General features: G+C 64.2%; 16 protein-coding genes. 4 read left to right on the top strand and 12 right to left on the bottom strand.

What is annotated here, in order from left to right:
- The first annotated feature begins 26 nt into the window (after window positions 1-26).
- The 3 genes from AC0SZ7_RS23590 (at window position 27) to pmrG (ending at window position 2,852) form a co-directional block, all read left to right on the top strand.
- Window positions 27-719: a response regulator transcription factor gene (locus tag AC0SZ7_RS23590; RefSeq protein WP_475506633.1), complete on the top strand. Its 693-nt coding sequence runs from the start codon at window positions 27-29 to the stop codon at window positions 717-719.
- On the top strand, window positions 697-2,106 hold the full coding sequence (locus AC0SZ7_RS23595; RefSeq protein ID WP_475506634.1) for a sensor histidine kinase: 1,410 nt from the start codon (window positions 697-699) through the stop codon (window positions 2,104-2,106). The genes AC0SZ7_RS23590 and AC0SZ7_RS23595 overlap by 23 nt, the downstream gene beginning before the upstream one ends.
- A 104-nt stretch (window positions 2,107-2,210) precedes the next feature.
- Window positions 2,211-2,852, top strand: a complete 642-nt coding sequence (gene pmrG / locus AC0SZ7_RS23600; RefSeq protein ID WP_475506635.1) for a lipopolysaccharide core heptose(II)-phosphate phosphatase PmrG — start codon at window positions 2,211-2,213, stop codon at window positions 2,850-2,852.
- 223 nt (window positions 2,853-3,075) lie between these two features.
- On the opposite strand, the gene AC0SZ7_RS23605 is transcribed toward pmrG, so the two are convergent.
- Window positions 3,076-4,680 carry an ArnT family glycosyltransferase gene (locus tag AC0SZ7_RS23605; protein WP_475506636.1) on the bottom strand — a complete coding sequence of 535 codons (1,605 nt, stop codon included), beginning with the start codon at window positions 4,678-4,680 and terminating at the stop codon, window positions 3,076-3,078.
- Between the two features lie 199 nt (window positions 4,681-4,879).
- Between AC0SZ7_RS23605 and AC0SZ7_RS23610 the strand changes: the two genes are divergently transcribed.
- Window positions 4,880-6,325 (top strand): flavin-containing monooxygenase, encoded by a 1,446-nt coding sequence (locus AC0SZ7_RS23610; protein ID WP_475506637.1) that lies wholly within the window; start codon window positions 4,880-4,882, stop codon window positions 6,323-6,325.
- On the opposite strand, the gene AC0SZ7_RS23615 is transcribed toward AC0SZ7_RS23610, so the two are convergent.
- The 11 genes from AC0SZ7_RS23615 to AC0SZ7_RS23665 all read right to left on the bottom strand — a co-directional run.
- Complete coding sequence (locus AC0SZ7_RS23615) at window positions 6,322-6,897, bottom strand: acyl-homoserine-lactone synthase (RefSeq protein WP_475506638.1); 576 nt, start codon at window positions 6,895-6,897, stop codon at window positions 6,322-6,324. The genes AC0SZ7_RS23610 and AC0SZ7_RS23615 overlap by 4 nt on opposite strands.
- A gap of 19 nt (window positions 6,898-6,916) precedes the next feature.
- The gene (locus tag AC0SZ7_RS23620; RefSeq protein ID WP_475506639.1) at window positions 6,917-7,642 is read right to left on the bottom strand and encodes an autoinducer binding domain-containing protein; all 726 of its coding nucleotides are present in this window, start codon (window positions 7,640-7,642) and stop codon (window positions 6,917-6,919) included.
- A 98-nt stretch (window positions 7,643-7,740) separates the two neighbouring features.
- Window positions 7,741-9,012 carry a glycosyltransferase gene (locus AC0SZ7_RS23625; RefSeq protein WP_475506640.1) on the bottom strand — a complete coding sequence of 424 codons (1,272 nt, stop codon included), beginning with the start codon at window positions 9,010-9,012 and terminating at the stop codon, window positions 7,741-7,743.
- Window positions 9,013-9,041: 29 nt separating this feature from the next.
- A complete protein-coding gene (locus tag AC0SZ7_RS23630; RefSeq protein ID WP_475506641.1) occupies window positions 9,042-9,908 on the bottom strand; it encodes an alpha/beta fold hydrolase in 867 nt (288 codons plus the stop codon).
- A 319-nt stretch (window positions 9,909-10,227) separates the two neighbouring features.
- Window positions 10,228-11,730, bottom strand: a complete 1,503-nt coding sequence (locus AC0SZ7_RS23635; protein ID WP_475506642.1) for an MDR family MFS transporter — start codon at window positions 11,728-11,730, stop codon at window positions 10,228-10,230.
- Window positions 11,720-12,850, bottom strand: coding sequence for an HlyD family secretion protein (locus AC0SZ7_RS23640; RefSeq protein ID WP_475506643.1), 1,131 nt, complete (start codon window positions 12,848-12,850; stop codon window positions 11,720-11,722). Before AC0SZ7_RS23640 ends, AC0SZ7_RS23635 begins: the two co-directional genes overlap by 11 nt.
- Complete coding sequence (locus AC0SZ7_RS23645) at window positions 12,847-14,292, bottom strand: efflux transporter outer membrane subunit (protein ID WP_475506644.1); 1,446 nt, start codon at window positions 14,290-14,292, stop codon at window positions 12,847-12,849. The genes AC0SZ7_RS23640 and AC0SZ7_RS23645 overlap by 4 nt, the downstream gene beginning before the upstream one ends.
- Before the next feature lie 128 nt (window positions 14,293-14,420).
- Complete coding sequence (locus tag AC0SZ7_RS23650) at window positions 14,421-15,683, bottom strand: SEL1-like repeat protein (RefSeq protein ID WP_475506645.1); 1,263 nt, start codon at window positions 15,681-15,683, stop codon at window positions 14,421-14,423.
- Between the two features lie 104 nt (window positions 15,684-15,787).
- On the bottom strand, window positions 15,788-17,065 hold the full coding sequence (locus tag AC0SZ7_RS23655) for an SEL1-like repeat protein (RefSeq protein ID WP_475506646.1): 1,278 nt from the start codon (window positions 17,063-17,065) through the stop codon (window positions 15,788-15,790).
- On the bottom strand, window positions 17,065-18,900 hold the full coding sequence (locus AC0SZ7_RS23660; protein WP_475506647.1) for a phospholipase D-like domain-containing protein: 1,836 nt from the start codon (window positions 18,898-18,900) through the stop codon (window positions 17,065-17,067). Before AC0SZ7_RS23660 ends, AC0SZ7_RS23655 begins: the two co-directional genes overlap by 1 nt.
- A partial coding sequence (locus AC0SZ7_RS23665) for a DUF2345 domain-containing protein (RefSeq protein WP_475506648.1) occupies window positions 18,897-20,019 on the bottom strand: 1,123 nt, incomplete at its 5' end. The genes AC0SZ7_RS23665 and AC0SZ7_RS23660, both read right to left, overlap by 4 nt.

Raw genomic sequence — 20,019 nt, forward strand, 5'->3', positions numbered from 1 at the left:
CACTGTCTGCCGGAGCGACACTGCCCATGACCCACGTACTGGTCGTCGAGGACGACCCCACCACCGCCCGCGAAATCGAGGCGGCGCTGCATGACCATGGCTTCACCGTGGCCCTGGCCGGGGATGGCCGCCAGGGCATTGTCCAGGCCTTGAGCAGCCCCTTCGACCTGATTGTGCTGGACCGCATGCTGCCCGGCAGCACCGACGGCCTGGGCGTGCTGACCGCCTTGCGCAGCGCCGGCGTGGCCACCCCGGTGCTGATCCTCAGCGCCCTGGGCGCGCTGGATGAGCGCGTGCGCGGCCTGCGCGCCGGCGGCGACGACTATCTGACCAAGCCCTTCGAGTTCATCGAGCTTACTGCGCGCCTGGATGCCCTGCTGCGCCGCAGCGGCGCGCCAATGCCCAGCGAGCAGAGCAACCGGCTGCAGGTGGGCGAGCTGACCATCGACCTGCTGCGGCGCAGCGTGCACCGCGGCCAGCGCGAGGTGGAGTTGTTGCCGCGTGAATATGCCCTGCTGGAGCACCTGGCCCGCCACGCTGGCGAGGTGGTGACCCGCACCATGCTGTTCGAAGCGGTGTGGAACTACAGCTACGACGAGCGCACCAACGTCATCGAAGTGCACATCGGCCGCCTGCGGCGCAAGATCGACGCGGATGGCGAGGCGCCCATGCTGCAGACCATTCGGGGAGCCGGCTATGTCCTCCGTGCGCCTGAGTGAGATCCCCCGTACCAGCGGCTTTCGCATCGGCGTGCTGTTCCTGGCGTTGTTCGGCTGTTCGTTCCTGGCGCTGTTCGGTTACCTGTACTGGCAGACGGCGGTGTACCTGAAGGCCGAAGCCGACGCCAACCTCTACCGCCAGGTGGACAACCGCAGCCAGCAGGCGCCTGACCTGCGCCTGGCAGAAATCCGCAAGCACGCCCAGCAGGACGCCGACGGCCGCCTGCCCCACGCCCTGTTCGACGCCAACGGCCATTACCTGGCCGGCGCCATTCACCACCTGCCGCCCATCACCGGCTACGACAAACCCCAGGAGTTTCGCTGGCTCAAGGCCAACGGTCATCACCGGCCCATCCGCTTCATCGTCCACCGCCTGGAGGACGGCACGCAGTTGCTGGTAGCCCAGGACGTGCACGATATTCACGAATTCGATGAGCTGCTGGTCAACGCGCTGATATCCGGCGGCGTGCTGCTGCTGGTGGTCGGGCTGCTGGGGGCGATCTGGCTGGGCAACTCCACGCGCCTGCGGCTCAACGCCTTGAGTAACGCCATTCGCGGCATCGTCGAGGGTGACCTCAGCCAGCGCCTGCCGGTGCGCGGCAGCCACGACGACATCGACCGCATCGCCCGCGTGGTCAACGGCATGCTCGATGAGCTGGAACGGCTGATGAGCGAGGTGAAAGGCGTGTGCGACGACATCGCCCACGACCTGCGCACGCCCCTCACGCGCCTGATCGCCGGGCTGGAGCGCGCCCAACGGCGCGGCCTGCGCGAGGAAGATTACGCGCAGACCATCGATGCCGCGCTGGGCGAGGCCAAGGGCCTGCTGATGACCTTCCGCGCGCTGCTGCGTATTTCCGAGATCGAGGACAGCGCCCGCCGCAGCCACTTCGCGCCGGTGGACCTGAACCGCATCGGCGCCGACGCCGTGGAGTTCTTCGAGCCGCTGGCCGAGGAGCGCGGCATTGACCTCAAGCTGCTGGAAAGTGACGGCCCGGCCATGCTTGCCGGCGATGCCCAGCTGTTGTTCGACGCCACCTGCAACCTGCTGGACAACGCCATCAAGTTCTCGCCGGACGGCGCCTGCGTGGTGGTAGCGCTGGCACACGGCTCCGACAACGTAACGCTGCAGGTCAGCGACACCGGCCCGGGCATTCCCGAGGCCGAGCGCGAAGCGGTGTTCCGCCGCCTGTACCGCTCCGAAAGCAGCCGCCACACGGTGGGCAATGGCCTGGGCCTGAGCATGGTGGCTGCCGTGGCCCGGCTGCACGACCTGCACCTGCAGGTGCGCGACGGGGCCCCGGGCTGCATCATCGAGCTTGCGGGCAAGCCCCTTCACCTGTCGGCTTTCGCGCGGGCTGACAGCTCCGGTAAAGGTAACCAGTGAGACGCTGTTGGTGAATTTTCGATCTTTTCACAGTGTCTTCACGGCCAGATAACCTGCTGGCCACTAGTGTCCAATATTCTTGCACGCTTCTTCGGAATTCAGCCATGACGGTACCCCCGCAGCGCAGCCTGGTGCGCAAGCTACTGATCGGCGCCGCTGTCGCGGTGGTGCCTGCCCTGGTCACCGGTTTCGTGCTGTGGCCACGCTCGCCGCTGGACCTGGGCGAGCCGGGCAACCTCGCCGCCGCCGGCGTGCGCGGGCATTGGGCCGCCGGTGACGTCATCGTGCTGATTCGCCATGTAGAGCGCTGCGACCGCTCGGACGCCAGCTGCATGGGCGTGGCCGACGGCATCACCCATGACGGCCACGACATGGCCACGCGCATCGGCGATGGTTTCCGCAGCATGGGCATGGCCAATACCGATATCATCAGCAGCCCTACCACGCGCACCGCGCAGACCGGCCAGGGCATGTTCGGCGCCGCCAGCCAAAGCCAGGAATGGCTGCGGGTGTGCAACCGCAAGACGCTGCTGCAGGATGCCCTGGCGCACAAGCAGGCACACCGCAACCTGGTATTGATTACCCACAGCGACTGCATCAGCAAGTTGGAAGCACAGCTGGATTTCGAGCACGCCGATGCCAGCGACTACGGCACGGCGTTCTTCGTCGCCATCGACGCCCACAACCGGGCAAGCTCCCTGGGGGTGATGAACGCCGATGGCTGGGACGTGGCGCTCAAGCGCTAACCACCGCGAACCCGGATCCCCTGTAGCAGCGGCCAAAGGCCGCGTCCCAGACCCCACGTTTCTCCCGGCACACCGCAGCGAACCCGGACGCCGCCTGCGGCAGCTGCTACGCAGGATCCGTAGCAGCGGCCAAAGGCCGCGTCCCAGGCCCCACGTTTCTCCCGGCACACCGCAGCGAACCCGGACGCCGCCTGCGGCAGCTGCTACGTGGGTTAGGGTTGCTTCATGGGGCGCGCAACAGCACGTAGTCATCCTTGTCGAAGCTGCCAGCCAGCACCGGAGCCTGGCTGCCCAACGGCGTGCCCTTGAGCAGCTCGCGGTCCCTGGCTTCCATCATCACCCAGGTACCGGCAGGCAGCGCAGCCAGTTGCGCCAGGCTGTCGGTGAACTGCGGCAGCAGGTCACGATTGACGTTGACCATGAACTTGATCGCCTTGGCGTCCTTGCCCATGCCATGCAACACCAGCGGCGCCGGGTCGCGCTGCACCGCCTGGTCGACGGCCTGGCTGAAGGTGCGGGTGTCATACATCACCTGCTCCACCGGTTCGAACACCAGGATGTAGCTGGACCACAGCGCCAGCACCGCGCAGAACGCCAGCCCCACGGCGCGCCCATTGGCCCTGAACAGCCAGGCCACGGCCAGCACCTGCAACAGGCCCAGCACCACGGCCGGCGCCATGACATGCGGCAACCATTGCGGGAAACGATGGTGCGCCACCAGCACCCCGGCCAGCAGCAGGCCCGGCATCACCAGCCACACGCCCTGCATCAGGCCACGCAGCCAGGCGAACACTCGCCCGCCCAGGCGGTGGAAGGGATAACCGGCGATCACCGCCGCCATGGGCAGCATCGGCAACACGTAGCGCGCCTTCTTGGCCTGCGGCACCGACAACCCCAGCAGCACGATCAGGCCGGCCACCGCGCAGCACTTGAGCAGTTGCAGCCCAGGCCCCTGGCGCGCCGGCCCGGCGAACCAGGCACCCGCCAGCACCAGCAGTGCCAGCGGGTACGCGAGGGCGTAGTTGCCCAGCGAACTGATGAAATAATACAGCGGCCCGCTGGCCCCCTCGCTGCCATCGATGCGCCCGCCCACCTGCATGTGGATGACGTCGGCGACGAACGCATCGCCGCCACTCAGGCGCGCCAGCCACAACAGCAGCCCAACGCACAGCCCCAGCAGCGCCAGGGCGCTGAAACCGAACGTGAACAGGCGCCGCCACTGGCCGTTGAGCAGGTAGTAGCTGCACAGCATGCCGGTAGGCACCACCAGGCCAATCGGCCCGCGGATGGCAAAGCCCAGCACCACCAGCGCCAGCAACGCCCACAGCCGGCGCGGGCTGTGGAAATGGTCGCAGGCGTAGCCCAGGTAGAACACCCCCAGGCTCACCGCCGCCAGCATCATGTCCTGGGACACCGCCCGGGTTTCCATGACAAAGGTGCCGCTGAGCGCCATCAGGGCAATGCTGACCAACGCCCAGCGCCGCGAATACGGGGCCACCAGCCGGTACAGCAACCCCACGGTCACGGCGGCAGCGATGCCGCTCGGCAGCCAGGCACTGAAACTACCGACCTCGCCGAACGGCCGCGAGAACAGGTAGATGAAGAAGGTCGAGGTGGCCGAGTAGTCGGCGTACGGCTGGCCATAGGTGGTGGGGAAGAACGTCAGGCCATGGCGCAGCATTTCCTGGGCGAACATGACGAAGCGTGAATCGAAACCGATGGGGGCCATGCCCCAGGCCCCGGCCATGAACAGCACCAGGGCGACCAGCCCGGCCCACCAGGCCTGGCGGGCGATACCACGGGAAGCATTGGCAGGCAACTCAAGCATTGGCTATTCCTGTAAGGGTCAGGAACACCAGGCCGGTGATGGTGATGAACGACAGCAGCTGGACCAATCGGGTACCCATCGAAGCAATTCCGTTTATTGTTGGAAGCGCGCACATTATCAGTGAGAAGTTATCAAATTTATGTCATCGCGCCGTCATTGACGCCGGCTGCAATCATTACAGGTTAAGACAAGGAAGATCATGACAATCGAGGCCTTCGACGTGCTGATCGTGGGTGCCGGGCTGTCGGGCATCGGTGCCGCCTGGCGCCTGCAAAGCCAGTGCCCCGGCCGCCGTTTCGCGGTACTGGAAGCCCGCGACGCCCTGGGTGGCACCTGGGACCTGTTCCGCTACCCCGGCATCCGCTCGGACTCGGACATGTTCACCCTCAGCTACCCCTTCAGGCCCTGGCAGGGGCCGGCGTCCATCGCCGATGGCGCCGCCATCAACGCCTATCTGCGCGACACCGCCCGGGACGGTGACATCGAGCGGCACATCCGCTTCCGCCACCGGGTGCAGGGCGCCGCCTGGGATTCACAAGCGGCGCGCTGGACCCTGGAGGTCGAAGTGGACGGCAGCGCCCGCCAGTATCAGTGCAACTTCCTGTACCTGTGCTGTGGCTACTACGACTACGCCGAGGGTTACCGGCCCGCGTTCCCCGGTGAACAGCGTTTCACTGGCCGCTGGGTGCACCCGCAGCAATGGCCCGCCGACCTTGATTGCAGCGGCCGCGACGTGGTGGTGATCGGCAGCGGCGCCACCGCCGTGACCCTGGTGCCGGCGCTGGCGCAAACGGCGCGGCAGGTGACGCTGCTGCAGCGCTCGCCCAGTTACGTGCTGGCCCTGCCCGCCCGCGACCACCTCGCCAACTGGCTGCGCCGGACCTTGCCCGCGCCCCTGGCCGGCAGCCTGGCGCGCTGGAAAAACGCCCTGGCTGGCCAGGCGCTGTTCCAGCTATGCCGGCGCCTGCCAAGGCTGGCGGCGCGCCTGCTGCGCCTGGGGGTCAAGCGTGCCCTGCCACGCAATTACGCCGTGGACACGCACTTCACGCCCCGCTACGCACCGTGGGACCAGCGCCTGTGCATCGTGCCCGACGGCGACCTGTTCAAGGCCATCGCCAGCGGCAAGGCGCAGGTGGTGACCGACACCATCGCCAGCGTCGAGGCCGACGGCCTGCTGCTGGCCTCGGGCAAGCGCCTGCCCGCCGACGTCGTCATCACCGCCACCGGCCTCAAGCTGCAGGCCTGCGGCGGCATGCGCCTGAGCGTCGATGGCCAGGCCGTGGACCTGGGCCAGCGCCTGGCATGGCAGGGGCTGCTGCTGGACGGGGTGCCGAACCTGGCGTTCTGCGTGGGCTACACCAATGCCTCGTGGACGCTGCGCGCCGACCTGTCGTCGCGCCACGTGTGCCGCCTGCTCAACCACATGCAGCGCCACGGCTATCGGCAGTGCCAGGCGCGCCTGGACGACGCCAGCGGTGCGCGCCGGCCGCTGCTGGATATCAATTCAGGGTATGTGCTGCGCGCCCTGGATGGCTTGCCCAAACAGGGCGCGCGGGCGCCCTGGCGGCTGCGGCAGAACTACCTGCTCGACTACCTGGCCTTCCGTTTCGAAGGCGTCAATGCCAAGGGCCTGGAGTTCCGCTAGGCCACCTCGCCCAGGCCCAACTCGCGCACGCCATTGGGCTGCCAGGCATCGAAATGCAGCGCCACCAGGCGCTCGCCCTTGACCTTGCGTGCCTCGCCCAGGCGCGCCTGCACCACGCCATTGCGCTGGAAATAACGCTCCAGCGACGCCGTGGTTACCGCCACCACGGCCTTGGCGCCCAGTTCCCACGCTGCGTGCAGGGTGGTCCAGAACACGCGCATGGCCAGGCGCGGGTCCTGGTCGGCCTGGGCGGCGAAACGCGAGATTTCCCAGGTGCCGCGGTTGGCTGGTGGGGTTTCATCGCACAGGTAGTCGAACACCTCGCCCAGCAGGTAGGGCTCCATGGTCGGCAGCAACCGCGCGCAGCCACGCACCTGGCCGTGCTCGTCCAGGGCGATGATGTAGCGCGTGCCGGGGTGGTCGAACTGGTCAAACTCGCGGCCGGCCAGCGGTGAGGTGCTGCGCACGTCCCAACCCATCTGTTCGATGAACACCCGGTGGCGGTAGCGCCCCAGGGCATCGCGCAGCGGCGCCGACAGTTCGCTGTAGCGTTTGCTGATTATCTGGACCATCGGGGGTGATTTCCTTGTCTTAAAGCAGCCCCAGCATGGCGGCATGCGCCGCGGCCAGGGTCTTGCTGGTCGCCTTGAATTTTTTCAGGATGGCCTTGAGGTGAAAATTGACGGTGTTGATCGAGATATCGAGAATCAGCGCAATTTCGCCAGAGCTCTTGCCGTCCGCCGTCCACTGCAGCACCTCGCGCTCGCGCTGGCTGAGGCTGATGGACGGCTGCCCGAGCATGGGGTGGCCCAGCTCGGCGAGGCGCTGCATGGTCTGCTCGATCAGATAGCGCAGGTGCAGGCGCACCACTTCACTTTCCATGGCGCCGATCTTTTCGTCATGGCGGGCCACCGACAGCACGGTGAGGGTCTGGTTGGTGGTGCGCAGCGGCAACGTGGCGCCCACGCGCAGGCCGTTGTCGCGGGCCTCGCCCCATAGCTGGCGGCACTCGCGAAACAACGCGTCGTCCCACACCACCATGTCGCTGGAGCGCAGGCCGTGCAGGATCGAAGGGTCGACCCGGGCGTAGTCCTGCGCCTGGTAATGCTCCAGCCAGTCATCGGGGTACGAACCGATGACCTCGGTGGTCGGTCGCGTAAACGGCACCAGGTGGCGAATGCCGCAGGCGTAATAGTCGAAGCCCAATCGATGCACCTCACGGTCCAGCACCGTCAGCACCTGCCAGATGTGCTGTTGTGCGAGCATCTCGGCGCGGAGCTCGTTCGCCCATCGCACCAGATCGCTGTCCTTGCCCATGACTCTGCTCTCGATTTCCCATCCTTGCAGGGAATCTAACGCACCGTCGCCGTGTGTCAATGAAATGTCTGATTACAATACGTCAATATTCCGCCGCCCTACCCTGCCTGTGACAAGGCGCGGGCGCTGTGGCGGCCGTGGCACTCTTCAATCAGTTCAACCGCTTGCGCGCAGGCATCGCTGAGCACGGAACGCTGGTGGGCCAGCACGCAGGCGCGATGAATGCCCGGGTCGCTGCGCACGTGCACCAGCGCTTCGAGCAGGTCGTGCTCGCCCAACGGCAGCTTCAAGCGCACCCCCGCCCCCAGGCGCACCAGGCGCTCGGCATTGTCGAACTGGTCATGGGCCACCGGCATCACCACCTGGGGAATACCCGCCGCCAGCGCCAGGCTCATGGCGCCCACGCCCGCCGGGTGCACCAGGGCTGCGCAATGGGGCAGCAAGGTGGACATCGGCGCGTAGCGGCACTGCAGCACGCTGGTGGGCAGGCCGGCGATGGGCTCGCGGTCACCGGTGAGGAAAATACCGCGGGCCCCCAGTTTGGCCAGCGCACTGATGGCCAGGCGGTAGAAGCGCTGGTCGAAATGCGTGGTCGAACCCTGGGTGAACACCACCGGCGCCGGGCCGGCGTCGAGAAACGCCTGCAACTGCGGGTCCAGCTCGCCGCCCTGGCTGCCGTCGAACAGCGGAAAACCGACCATGCTCAGCGGCCGCGGCCAATCGGGCTGCGGCGCGGCGAACCAGTCGGGGAACAGGCACAGCACGCCCTGTGGCGCATGCAGCCATTGACTGAAGACGCGCTGCACGGTGCCGGTAAGGCCGATTTTATGCCGCAGCGCATCGATGGCCGGGGCACAGGTGCGGTCCAGGCTCAAATACTCGATACCGCGCCACAGCCATTTGCGCAGCGGCAGCGGCATGCGCGGCGAAACGTTGAACTTGGGGTGCACGGGCGGCACGTGGGCCGACAGCAGCGTCGACGGCGACACCTGCACCGACAGGTAGGGAATGCCATAGCGCTCGTGGGCAATGCGTGCGCCGAGCGCCCACAACGAGCCCACCACCACGATGTCCTCGAAACGCCGCGAGGCGATGTAGCGATATACCGGCTCCAGCATGCCGGCAATGGCCTGCCACAAGGTGCCGAACGACGTCTTGGGCTCCCACAGGCGCGGGTCGTCCATGGCCTGGCGGTAGGTCTGCTCGTCGCACACCGGCACGAACTCCAGCCCTTGCTGCTCGATGGCCTGCTGGAACGCCGGCATGCTGCACAAGGTGACCCCGTGGCCCTGCTCGACCAGGGCCTTGCCCAGGCCAATGAAAGGATAAACGTCACCGGCCGAACCGATGGCCACCATGATTACGTGCATGGGCATACCTCACTCGAAAAAACACTCACTCAGGCGTACCGGGCCTGAGCGACCATGGGTTTCCACGGCACAGACAACAGGTGGCCCATCAGCGCACGGTGCACACGGGCTGCGGCCAGCCGCGATTCCAGGTCGAGGAAATGCCCGGTACCCTCCAGCACGGCGAAGCTGCAGCTGGGCACGTGCTTGGCGAAATTCAGCGCATCGGCGGGGCTGGTGTACTCGTCCCACAGGCCGTTGATGAAGTGCACGTGGCTGTTGATGCTGCCCAGCCGCTCCAGGTAGCCACCGCCACCCAGTTGCAGCACCTGCTCGATGTGGAACTTGGCCTGATGGTATTCACCGGTGGCCAGCGACGCCATGTGCTGGTGGTTGCTGGCCTTGAGGCGCGGCGGCAGGTAGCGGCCCACGGTGTTGTTGAGCAGGTGGCCGATGTCGGACTTGCTGTCACTTTCAATCAGCAGGCGCGCCTTGTTGACGTAGTCGAGCATGGCCTTGTTCAGGGTGGGCGCGAAGGCCATCACCACCGAACTGTCGATGGACTCGGGGTTGTGGCTGAGCGCCAGCAGTGTCGAAATACCGCCCCACGAGGCCGAGGCCAGGTGGTGGATCTCGAAACGCTCGATCAGCGCCAGCAGCAGCTGCACCTCGTCGTCCTTGGTCACCAGGTGCTGCTGGCAATTGTGCTCGCGCGAACGGCCGGCAAACGGCAGGTCGAACAGGAACACGTTGAAGTGCTCGGCCATCACCTTCGCCGCACGGGTGAAAGAAGTGGTAGTGGCCATGGCGCCGTTGACGCACAGCACATTCTTGCGCCGCGGGTCATTGCCCAGGCGTTCGACGTAGACTTTGTAATCCTTGTACAGCCCCTCGACCACGAAGTTATCGTGTCGCATGTGAACACCTCTCACTTGAATCATCCATTTGCGTGCATAGAAGCCCGACGCACCCGGAAGCGGGTACAGCAGGCAAGGTTCTTCCTTGTTGTTGTGAGACGGCGAGGGCTTTGCAAAGCAGGCGGGCAGCGCAAACACTGGCTGCCAATGGAAGTGATTCTCGGCGTGATGGCGCAATGGAACAACTACCTGATCAGGTAGGTGGGGGGCGAAAGATTGAACTTTTTGGCCTGCCCAGAGGCCACCGTGGTGGCTGTGACGCGGCCTGGCGGCCGCTGCTACGGGTCACGGTCGTGTAGCAGCGGCCGTAGGCCGCGTCCTAGCGGCGCATCATCAACGCCGCCACCGCGCACCCCGCCAACGCCACGAACGCCACGTAGAACGCATCGCTGTAGGCCATCAGGTATGCCTGGTGGCGGACGCTGGCCATCATCAGCGCCAGGGTCTGCTGCTGGTCGGGCAGTGAGGGGTCGAGCAGGCCGCCCAGGCGTTCCTGCACCGGCGCCGCGAACACGTTCAGGGCCTCGCCGATGCGCTCGCTGTGCACCCGCTCGCGCACATCCACCGCCTGGGCCAGGGCGGCGGTGACCACGGCGCCGCCGAGGTTGCGCAGCATCGAGAACAACGCCGAAGCCGAGCCCGCCTCGGCCTTGCTCAGCCCCGCCACCGCCAGCACCGACAGCGCCACCATGATCAACGGCTGGCCAATGCCGCGCACCACCACCGAGGGCACGATGACGTTGGCGGCGCTGTCGGCGTCCAGGAACGCACCCAGGTAGCAACCCAGGGCCATGATCAGGAAACCGCCAGCCACCATCAGCTTGGGGTTCAGCACGCGCATCAGGCCCGGCATCAGCGGTGCCAGCAACAGCTGCACCAGGCCATACAGGATCAGGCTGACGCCGATCTCGCTGGCGTTGTAGCCCTGCTGCTGCGACAGGTAGTTGGGCACCAGGAACACCAGGCCGAAGGTCATGCCGCCGAAGATGAACATGGCCACGCTGGCCACGCCGAAGTTGTAGCCCTTGAGCAGCCGCAGGTTGATGAACGCACGGCTGCCGTACAGCTGCGACCAGACGAAATACACCAGCGCCAGCGCCGACACCCAGGTCATGGCGACAATGAAGTCCGAGCCGAACCAGTCCTCGCGGCCGCCCTCCTCCAGCACGATCTGCACGCCGCCCAGGCCGATGATCATCGCCGCGATGCCGAACCAGTCACCGCGCTTGAGCAGCGAGAGTTTCATGGGGCTGGCGTCGATGGCCCAGGCAATGGCCATCAGCAGCAACACCCCCGGCACCAGTTGCAGGTAGAAAATCCAGCGCCAGCTGTAGGCATCGGTCAGCCAGCCGCCAATGGACGGCCCCGCCGCCTGCGCCACGCTGTTGGCCAGGCTGAACAGCGCCATGCCCATGGGCACCTTGCTGGCCGGCAGCTGGGTGATGATCAGCTGGAACGACAGCGGGATCAGCACCGCGCCCGCCGCGCCCTGCACCACGCGAATGGCTATCATCACCGCAAGGTTGGGCGCCAGCGAGCAGGCCACCGATGCCAGCAGGAACACGAAGGCGCCCACCAGCATCACCCGTCGCAACGAGAATACCTCCACCAGCCAGGCCGTGAGCGGGATCATCACGATCTCGGCCACCAGGTAGGCAGTGGAAATCCACGAGCCTTCCTGGAACGTGGCGCCCAGCGCGCCTTCGATTTCCGGCAGGGCAGCGCTGGTGACGTGTACGTTCATGCCGGCCATGAAACAACCGAACAAGCCGCCGATGACCGCCACCCAGGCGCGAAACGATACCGCTGGTTCAGCGCTCATCGCGGGTATCCACCGTGGCCACCACCGACATGCCCGGCAGAATCGGCGCACCACCCTCCCCCTTGTCCAACAGGATGCGCACGGGGAAACGCTGGACAATCTTGGTGAAGTTGCCCGTGGCATTGTCCGACGGCAACAGCGCGAACACCGCCCCCGAGCCGGGCGAAAAACTCGCCACGTGGCCGTGCAGGCGCTGGCCGCCGAAGCTGTCCACGCGCAGCTCCACCGGCTGCCCGGGGCGCATGTGCTGCAATTGGGTTTCCTTGAAGTTGGCCACCACGTAGGCCTGCTGCACCGGCACCACCGCCAGCAACGGCAGGCCGGGCGCCAGGTACTGGCGCTCGCGCACCTTGCGCTGGCCGACCACGCCGTCGATGGGCGCGCGCACCAGGGTGTCCTCCAGGGCATTGCGCGCCAGCGCCAACTGCGCCCGGGCCTGTGCCTGGCGTGCCAGCTGTTGCTGCACCGCCGCCTGGGCCAGTTGTTCGCGGCTGCGCGCAACGTTCAGCGCCAGGGCCTGCTGATGTTGCCGCGCCTGGGCCGCCTGCAACGCAGCGCTGGCCTGGGCGAAGCTGGACTCGGCAGTCTCCAGGCGTTGCGCGCTGGCCGCCTGGTCGTGCACCAGGCCCTGGTAGCGCTGGCGGTCGAGGCCGGCGCGGCGGGCTTCGGCGCGGGCGCCCTCCACCAGTGCCGCGGCCTGGGCAATGGCCGCCTGTTGTTCGGCCACCCGCTCGCCGGCCACCGCCAGGCTGGCCTGCGCGGCCAGCACCGAGGCATCGGCTTCATCGCCGCTGGCCTTGGCCGCCGCCAGGCGCGCCTGATAATCACGGTCATCGATGCGCACCAGCACCTCGCCCGCCTTGACCGGCTGATCGTCCGCCACCACCACCTGGGCCACATAGCCGTTGATGCGCGCACTCACCGGCACCCAGTCGGCGCGCACGTAAGCGTCGTCGGTGCTTTCCAGGTAACGCCCGGCCAGCCACCAGTAGCCGCCATAACCTGCGGCCAGGCATAGCCCCAGCACCCCGGCCCCCAGCTGCAACTGCCGGCGGCGCGCCGCCCGGCGGGCCAGCAATTGCTGTTCACGGTGATTGATCTCGTCGGCGGCAATGTTCATCGGGTGGTTCCATCGGCAGTGGCAGGAAGAGTGTCAGTGTGTTGCCAGCCGCCGCCCAAGGCGGCGAACAGGTTGATCTGGCGTTGCAGCAGCTGGCCGTCGGCGTCGGCGACCTGAGCTTGGAGGGCTACCAGTTCGCGCTCGCTGTCGAGCACGTCGAGAAAATCCAGGGCGCCGGCGCGGTAGTTGCGCTGCGCCAGGTCGAAGGCGCGCTGGCTGTCGGCCAGGGCTTGGGCCAAGGCCGCATGTCGCTGGCGTTCGCCGTCATACAGCACCAGCGCCTGGCGTACTTGCTGCAGCGCCAACAGCACCTGGCCGTCGAAGCGTGCCAGGCTGCCCTGCTCCAGGGCCTTGGCCTGTTCGACGCGGGCGCGGTTGGCGGCGCGGTTGGGGAACTGCCAGCTGATCAGCGGGCCAATGCCGAACATCACTGCCTGGCTGCTGCCCAGCTCGTTCAGGGCATGGCTGGACGACGTCAGCGACGCGCCGAAGCTGACCTTGGGGTAAAGGTCCGCCTGGGTGATGCCCACCTGCAGGCTGGCAGCCTGCAGTTCGCGGCTGGCCTGGCGGATGTCCGGGCGCCGGGCCAGCCATTGCCAACCGTCGCCCACCGGCAGTTCGGCATCGAGCCGGGGTACCTGCACACAACTGACCGGGTCGGGGTTGCTGTTGCCGGTCAACGTCGCCAGCTCGAATACCGCCGCCTGGCGGCGCGCCTCCAGCATCGGCAGCAGCGCCTGGGTCTGGTCCTGCAAGGCCTGCATGCGCGACACCTCGAAATCGGTGACCACCCCGCCCTGGCGCTGGCGCTGCAGCAACCGCACGCTATCGCCCAACACTTGCAGCGACTGGCGCTGCACCGCGGCGCGGGCGCCCAGGGAGCAGGCGTTGACATAGGCGCGGGTGGTCTGCGCCGCCACCGTGACACGCAACTGATCCTCGGCGGCCACGGCGGCGTCGGCATTGGCCTGGGCGCGCTCGATGGACTGTTGCACCTGGCCCCACACGTCCACCTGGTAGGCCAGCTCCAGCCCCGGGTTGAACTCCCACTGCGCCGGCGCATGGCTGTTGGTGGACCTGGCCAGCGTCTGGTCGTCGGCGGTCTTGCCGTAGCTGGCGCCCAGCTGCACGTCGGTGCTCGGCCAGCGTTGCGCGTCCGCCTCGTGCAGGCCACCCAGCAACGCCTGCACATGGGCCTGGGCGGCCGCCAGGTCGCGGTTATGCGCAAGCGCCTGCCGTACCAGCCCATCCAGCTGCGGGTCGTGGTACAGCTGCCACCACAGGGCCGGCAGGGGCTGGGCGGTGACCTGCGCCGGCAGGTGCTGCAGCGGGTTGCCGCTGGCCAATGTAGACCGCGCAGGCTCATGGTGGGTCCATGAGCTGCAGGCGGGCAGCGTGGCAATCAACAGCCACAGGAAGGGGCGAAACCGGGGAGCGAACATCTCAAGCCTTCATCACGTGGGACAAGGCTTGAAGATTATTGGATCCTATTGATCTGACGCCTGCGCGTTCGGGACAACCGTCGTTTCAATTCGGACATTCAGACTTCAGGTGGTGCTCACGGCGTGGCTCATCCGATTAGCCCCCACTCAACTGCCTCTTCCCGGAAAGTGGTCTTGTCACGCAGCGGCCACGGGCGCAGGTGGTAACGTCCTACCGTTTGCAGCGGAAAAATATCGCCTTCATTGAAGTGGCGGATCACCTCTTTCGGCCTGACGTTACGCAACGAAGGCCAAATGACTTTCCAGTGCCCGGCCTGTGGGCAGGTTTCGCCGGGGTAGCAGATTTGCTGCGGGAAGTTGGCCTGGGTGAAGTCGGGTGAACTGGGGAGTGGTTTGCCGGTGGCCGGGTCGAGCTTTTTGGCGCTGGCCAGGCGCAGGATCAGTTCCTCACTAGGCTTGGGTGGCGGGATGTTGGCCTTGCGGTCTTTGACCCACTGAAGCTTGCCATCCCACTCGGGGAGTTCTGCGGGCGGCAGGGGGACGATTTCGTTGACATCCGGGACGGTGGGATGGGCATAGGAGAAGCCACTGAGGCGCGCGCCTATTTCTTCATAACGCTTGGCCCGCTCCAAGTCTTTCTCAAGAGCTAGATAATAGAGCTTTCTCTCCGGAGGGGGACCTTTAAAACCCTCTTCCAAGGCTAACGCTGCAGTAGGATTCCCGGCAGCCACTCCCAATTGAAATACTTCAACGGCCTTCTCGTAATGCCCATCTATCGCAAAATCTATTGCCAAATCCACCGCTGCATCACCGTGACCTTGCTCCGCCGCGCAGCGGCGCAGTTGCCGGGCAATCTCCGGCGCGATGTCTATGGGTGCGAGCAGGTCAGCTATATATTGTTGGGCTTGGGCGCTGCCCTTATCCGCAGCCTTGCGATAATAGCGCAGCGCCATTTCAGGATCTTCCCTGAGCCCGAACGCACCATGCTTGACGAAACGTGCTACAAAATAGTAGCCCGTAGCGACATCTGCATCGATAAGCTCCTGACTGAAACGCTGATACTCTTCACGTTTCAACTTGAATTGACGGCGCATCGCGCCGTTCTGCAAATTAATCTTGGCCTTATAATGACCACTCTCTGCGGCCATCCGATAAAGTCGCTCGACCTCCACATTCTTTTCGGGCTCTCGTTTCAATTCGTTGTTTTTCTGCAGCCAACGCGCATATTTAAAAACCAGTTCAGCCTCATCGGTTGGTGCAGGAAAAGCCTCATGAACGCAATCAAACTTCAACTCAGACTTTAACTCAGCAATAGGGCTCGCAGAAACATCCTCAATATTATAGCTCCACGGACTATGATTACAGGCTGCCAACCCCAAAAACGAAAACATAAATAACTTACATGAGGCTGACTTCGCCGAGCGACCTCGTGGCAAGCGGGCCCTCTCTGGCAGGCATTGCCAGGCGCTCACGGCAAACGTTGAGGAACTACTGCTCATCCAATTAGCCCCCACTCAACCGCCTCTTCGCGGAACGTAGTCTTGTCACGCAGCGGCCACGGCCGCAGGTGGTAGCGCTCCACCGTTTGCAGCGGAAAAATATCGCCTTCATCGAAGTAACGGATCACCTCTTTCGGCCTGACGTTACGCAACGAAGGCCAAATGACTTTCCAGTGTCCGGCCTGTGGGCAGGTTTCGCCGGGGTAGCAGATTTGCTGCGGGAAGTTCGCCTGGGTGAAGTCGGGTGAACTGGGGAGTGGTTTGCCGGTGGCTGGGTCGAGCTTCTTGGCATTGGCCAGGCGCAGGAGCAGTTCCTCGCTGGGTTTTGGTGGGGGAATATTAGCCTTGCGGTCTTTGACCCACTGAAGTCTTCCATCCCATTCGGGGAGTTCTGCAGGCGGCAGGGGGACGATTTCATTAACATCCGGGACGGTGGGATGGGCATATGAGAAGCCACTAAGACGCGCGCCGATTTCTTTGTAACGCTTGACCCGCTCTGAGTCATTTTTCAGCCCAAGATAATAAAGAGCATTATCTGGGGCCGGGCTTTTAAAGCCTTTTTCAAGAATAAGTGCTGCGATTGGGCTTCCTGCGGCCACGCCCAGTTGAAATACTTGAACGGCTTCCTCATAGCGCCCGCTCGAGGCAAGATTTATTCCCAACCCCACCGCCGCATCGGCGTTGCCCTGCTCCGCAGCGCAGCGGCGCAGTTGCCGGGCAATCTCCGGGGCAATATCAATAGGCGCAAGCAGGTCAGCTATATATTGTTGAGCTTGGGCGCTGCCCTTATCCGCGGCCTTGCGATAATACCGCAGCGCCATTTCAGGATCTTCCCTGAGCCCGAACGCACCATGCTTGACGAAGCGCGCGACAAAATAGTAGCCCGTCGCAACATCTGCATCGATAAGCTCTTGACTGAAACGCTGATATTCCTCACGTTTCAACTTGAATTGACGGCGCATGGCGCCGTTCTGCAAATTAATTTTAGCCTTATAATGACCACTCTCTGCGGCAATCCGATAAAGGCGCTCAATCTCCAGATTTTTTTCGGGCTCTCGTTTTAGCTCGTTGTTTTTCTGTAGCCAACGGGCATATTTAAAAACCAGATCAGCCTCATCGGATGGTGCAGGAATAGCTTCAGAAACACAATTAAACTTCAACCCAGCCTTCAACTCAGCAATCGGACTCACAGAAACATCCTCGACATTATAATCCAACGGATTATGATTGCAGGCTACTAACCCAAGAAACGAAACCATAAAAAACTGGCGCATCAATCCAAATCCACAAGCGTTTCTTTATCATAGAAAAATTCCACTAACGGGGCGTACGGACTCTCCCTCGTTAATTTGGCGTTTTTATTTTTTTCGATAATAACTCCCCACTCATGAAATGCCTCTCCCACATCATCCTGCGCCCCCATCATCCCCGTATGCATCCCCCACAACCTCCGCCTCAGCGCCTTAGTCACACTTACCCACTCATGCGCAATATTCAATTCACTATCAACCTGCATACTTCGAGTATTGACATTCGCCGAACCAAGGGTCGTGAAGGCGTCATCTACAATCATCAACTTGGAGTGGATATACACCGGCATCCACGCTGTACCGTCCGGGGTGTCGGGCGCTACCAGCGAACACACGTGAACTTTCAACCCGGGTATCTCTTCTATTTCCAGCTTGTGGTCTTTTATTGCCTCTACCTGTTTGTCCAGCGTGGCTTGCCACTCCTTGAGTTCGCGCTGGCCAATGGAGTCGCGCAGGTCCGGCCTTGGCTTGGGCGGCGCGTTGTCCTGCGCAGCCTTGATGCGCCGCAGTTGGGTGACCTTGGGAATGGTGTCTGCACGCCCCAGGCTCTCCAGCATGCGCTGTGTATTCAACGCACCGGGCCCTACACCGTCTTCGCTGGCGTTGGTGACAACGAAAAGATGGACAACCCCATGCTCATCAGGATTGCGTCCATCCCTCACCTGGTTGGCCGCTGCGGCCTTGATCACTTCTGCCAACGGCGGCCAACGGAAGTACTGGTTTTCGATGTAGATAAACTGCGCGGCGTTGTTGGCGGCCTGCAGGTAGGCCTCCTGAATTTCCTTGCGGCTTTCCTTGTCGGGATTCGAAGGGTCTCGTTGTGGCTGGGTAACCAGCATCTGGGCCATCTGCCGGGTAACGCCATGCCGATACTTGAGTGTCGGTTTTACTTGCGCCGCATTCCTGGCTAGTAGGAGGTCTTCGCCGGTTTCCTTGAACCAGGCCGTGGCGAAGTTATGGTGCAGGTCGGCCAGCACCGGGCCGCTGATTCGGCTGGATATGTCCTGGCGCGGGGTGTTGCCACGCGCGCCTCGATTGGGCGCAGGTTTGCTTGCGGAAGTGCGGTTGAGCCCGGAGTGCTTTTCGGTGTCCCAGTATTCGTCGAGCATGTTGTGGCCCATGACAAACCCGACGGCAACTTCCGGCACCTCAAAATCGATGATCACGCTTTTCTGATGGTGGCTAGGCGCGGCGGCATGCGCGAGCAGGGTGCGGTTGCTGATATCGGCATCCAGGCTGTTGTTTTTGCCATCCGCGAATATCTGGCGCCGCTCACGCAGGCTGAAGCCGCGACTGACCAGCACCGGTACGCCGCGCGCAACTTCCTGTACGGCTCGGCCATCAGTTACCGCGAAAGCATCAAACCAGGCGCGGTCTTCTGCGTACTGGGCAGGCGTGGAACTTTGCAACGCGTGGCTGCCCACTCTGAACCTGCCCTTGCCGGGCAAATTGGCCTCGCCCCCTGCGCCTGCCAGGTTGAACGGCATTTCCCAGGCCAATACCCGTACTTGCACGCCCTGCGCCGCTTTCTTCTTCAGCAGTTCACCGATGCTGGAGGCCTTTCCATCCCTGATGAAATACATGGAGGGCTGGAAACCCCAGCAAATGATGTCAATGCTCCGGACAGCCTCGGCAATGGCCAGGTGCACGGCAGCGAACGCCTCTTCCCCATTGACCAACGCCTCGAAAGTAGCCCTGGCCGGGTTGTATTCGGTGCTCTTGATGTACCAACCTGGCGTGCAGGTCGCGGTGTTGGTGTGCTCGAATGCAACCGGCACGATAACTTCCGGATGTTTCATGGTTTGGTTCCTTCTTCAAGCTGAGGGTCATCCATGACCGAGGCGTACTCGGAACGATGCTCCGTATGCGGCGCGGCTTTTGCCGGGTGGTTGTGAACGCCCCGATTGGCGATGTGGGCTTGCTCGGGGTTGCGGTATTGCGCGGGAATGGGGATCCCGAAGCTCCAGCCGGAGGTCGTCTCAACCTGGTAGTCGCGGGTAACCACCTGATGGTCGACGAGTATTTGCCCGGACTTGTCCAGAATGCCTCGTTGGAGCTCAACGCCATCCGCGTAGAGTGTGTAGGGCATGCCGACATACCCTTGACCGCCAGCACCGCCAGAGTTGGGGGCTATCGGCACCTGGAGACTCAACCGCTCCTTGGAAAGCCCCACCGGATACTCCGGGTGCCCAGCCTTCATGCTCGCCGCACCGCTGTAGTTGAAATGCGCCGACTTGACGAAACAGTCCCCCTCGGTCCCCGCTTCAATGCGCGACGGGTCCAGGGTGATGTAGCTACCGCCGGCGTTCAGGGTGATTTTCTTTTTCGCGGTGATATGGATCTCGTCTTCGGTGCTGGTGATGTCCAGCCCATGGCGAGCCATGAGTTCCAGCCGGTCGTTCTGCGCCTGGACGCTGACCGGGCCTTGATTGGCAATCAGCTTGATGCCGACTTTGCGCACGAACACGCTCAGGCCCTGCCCTACTCCCATGAACAGGCGCTTGACCACGCTGATGTCGGCATTGGCGCCAGCGTTGGCCATCAGGTTGGCGTGCGCGGCCAGTTGCAGGTGTTTGCCGCTGGTGAGGGCGATGCCTTGCGGGGCGCTGACCAGCACGGTGGCGGCCTTGAGCTGCTCCAGTTCGTCACGCAGCAGGTTGAGCTGCGCCTGCAGATCGGCCGGGGTTGCCTTGGCGGCTTCGGCGTCGCTGGAAAGCGATTGCAGTTGCTCGCCGGCCTGTTGCAGGCGGCCGACGGCGGCCGCCATCTCCAGCACATCCCCCTGCGCCTGCACCTGCGCATCCGCACTGATCAACACCCCCTTCCCCGCCCGCAACGCCCCATGCGCGTCGGTGCGCAGTTCAAACCCGCCGCCGCGCAGCTTCTTCTCGGCATCCACCACGTGCCCCAGGTTCAGC

The organism is Pseudomonas sp. JC1203 (assembly GCF_056175065.1).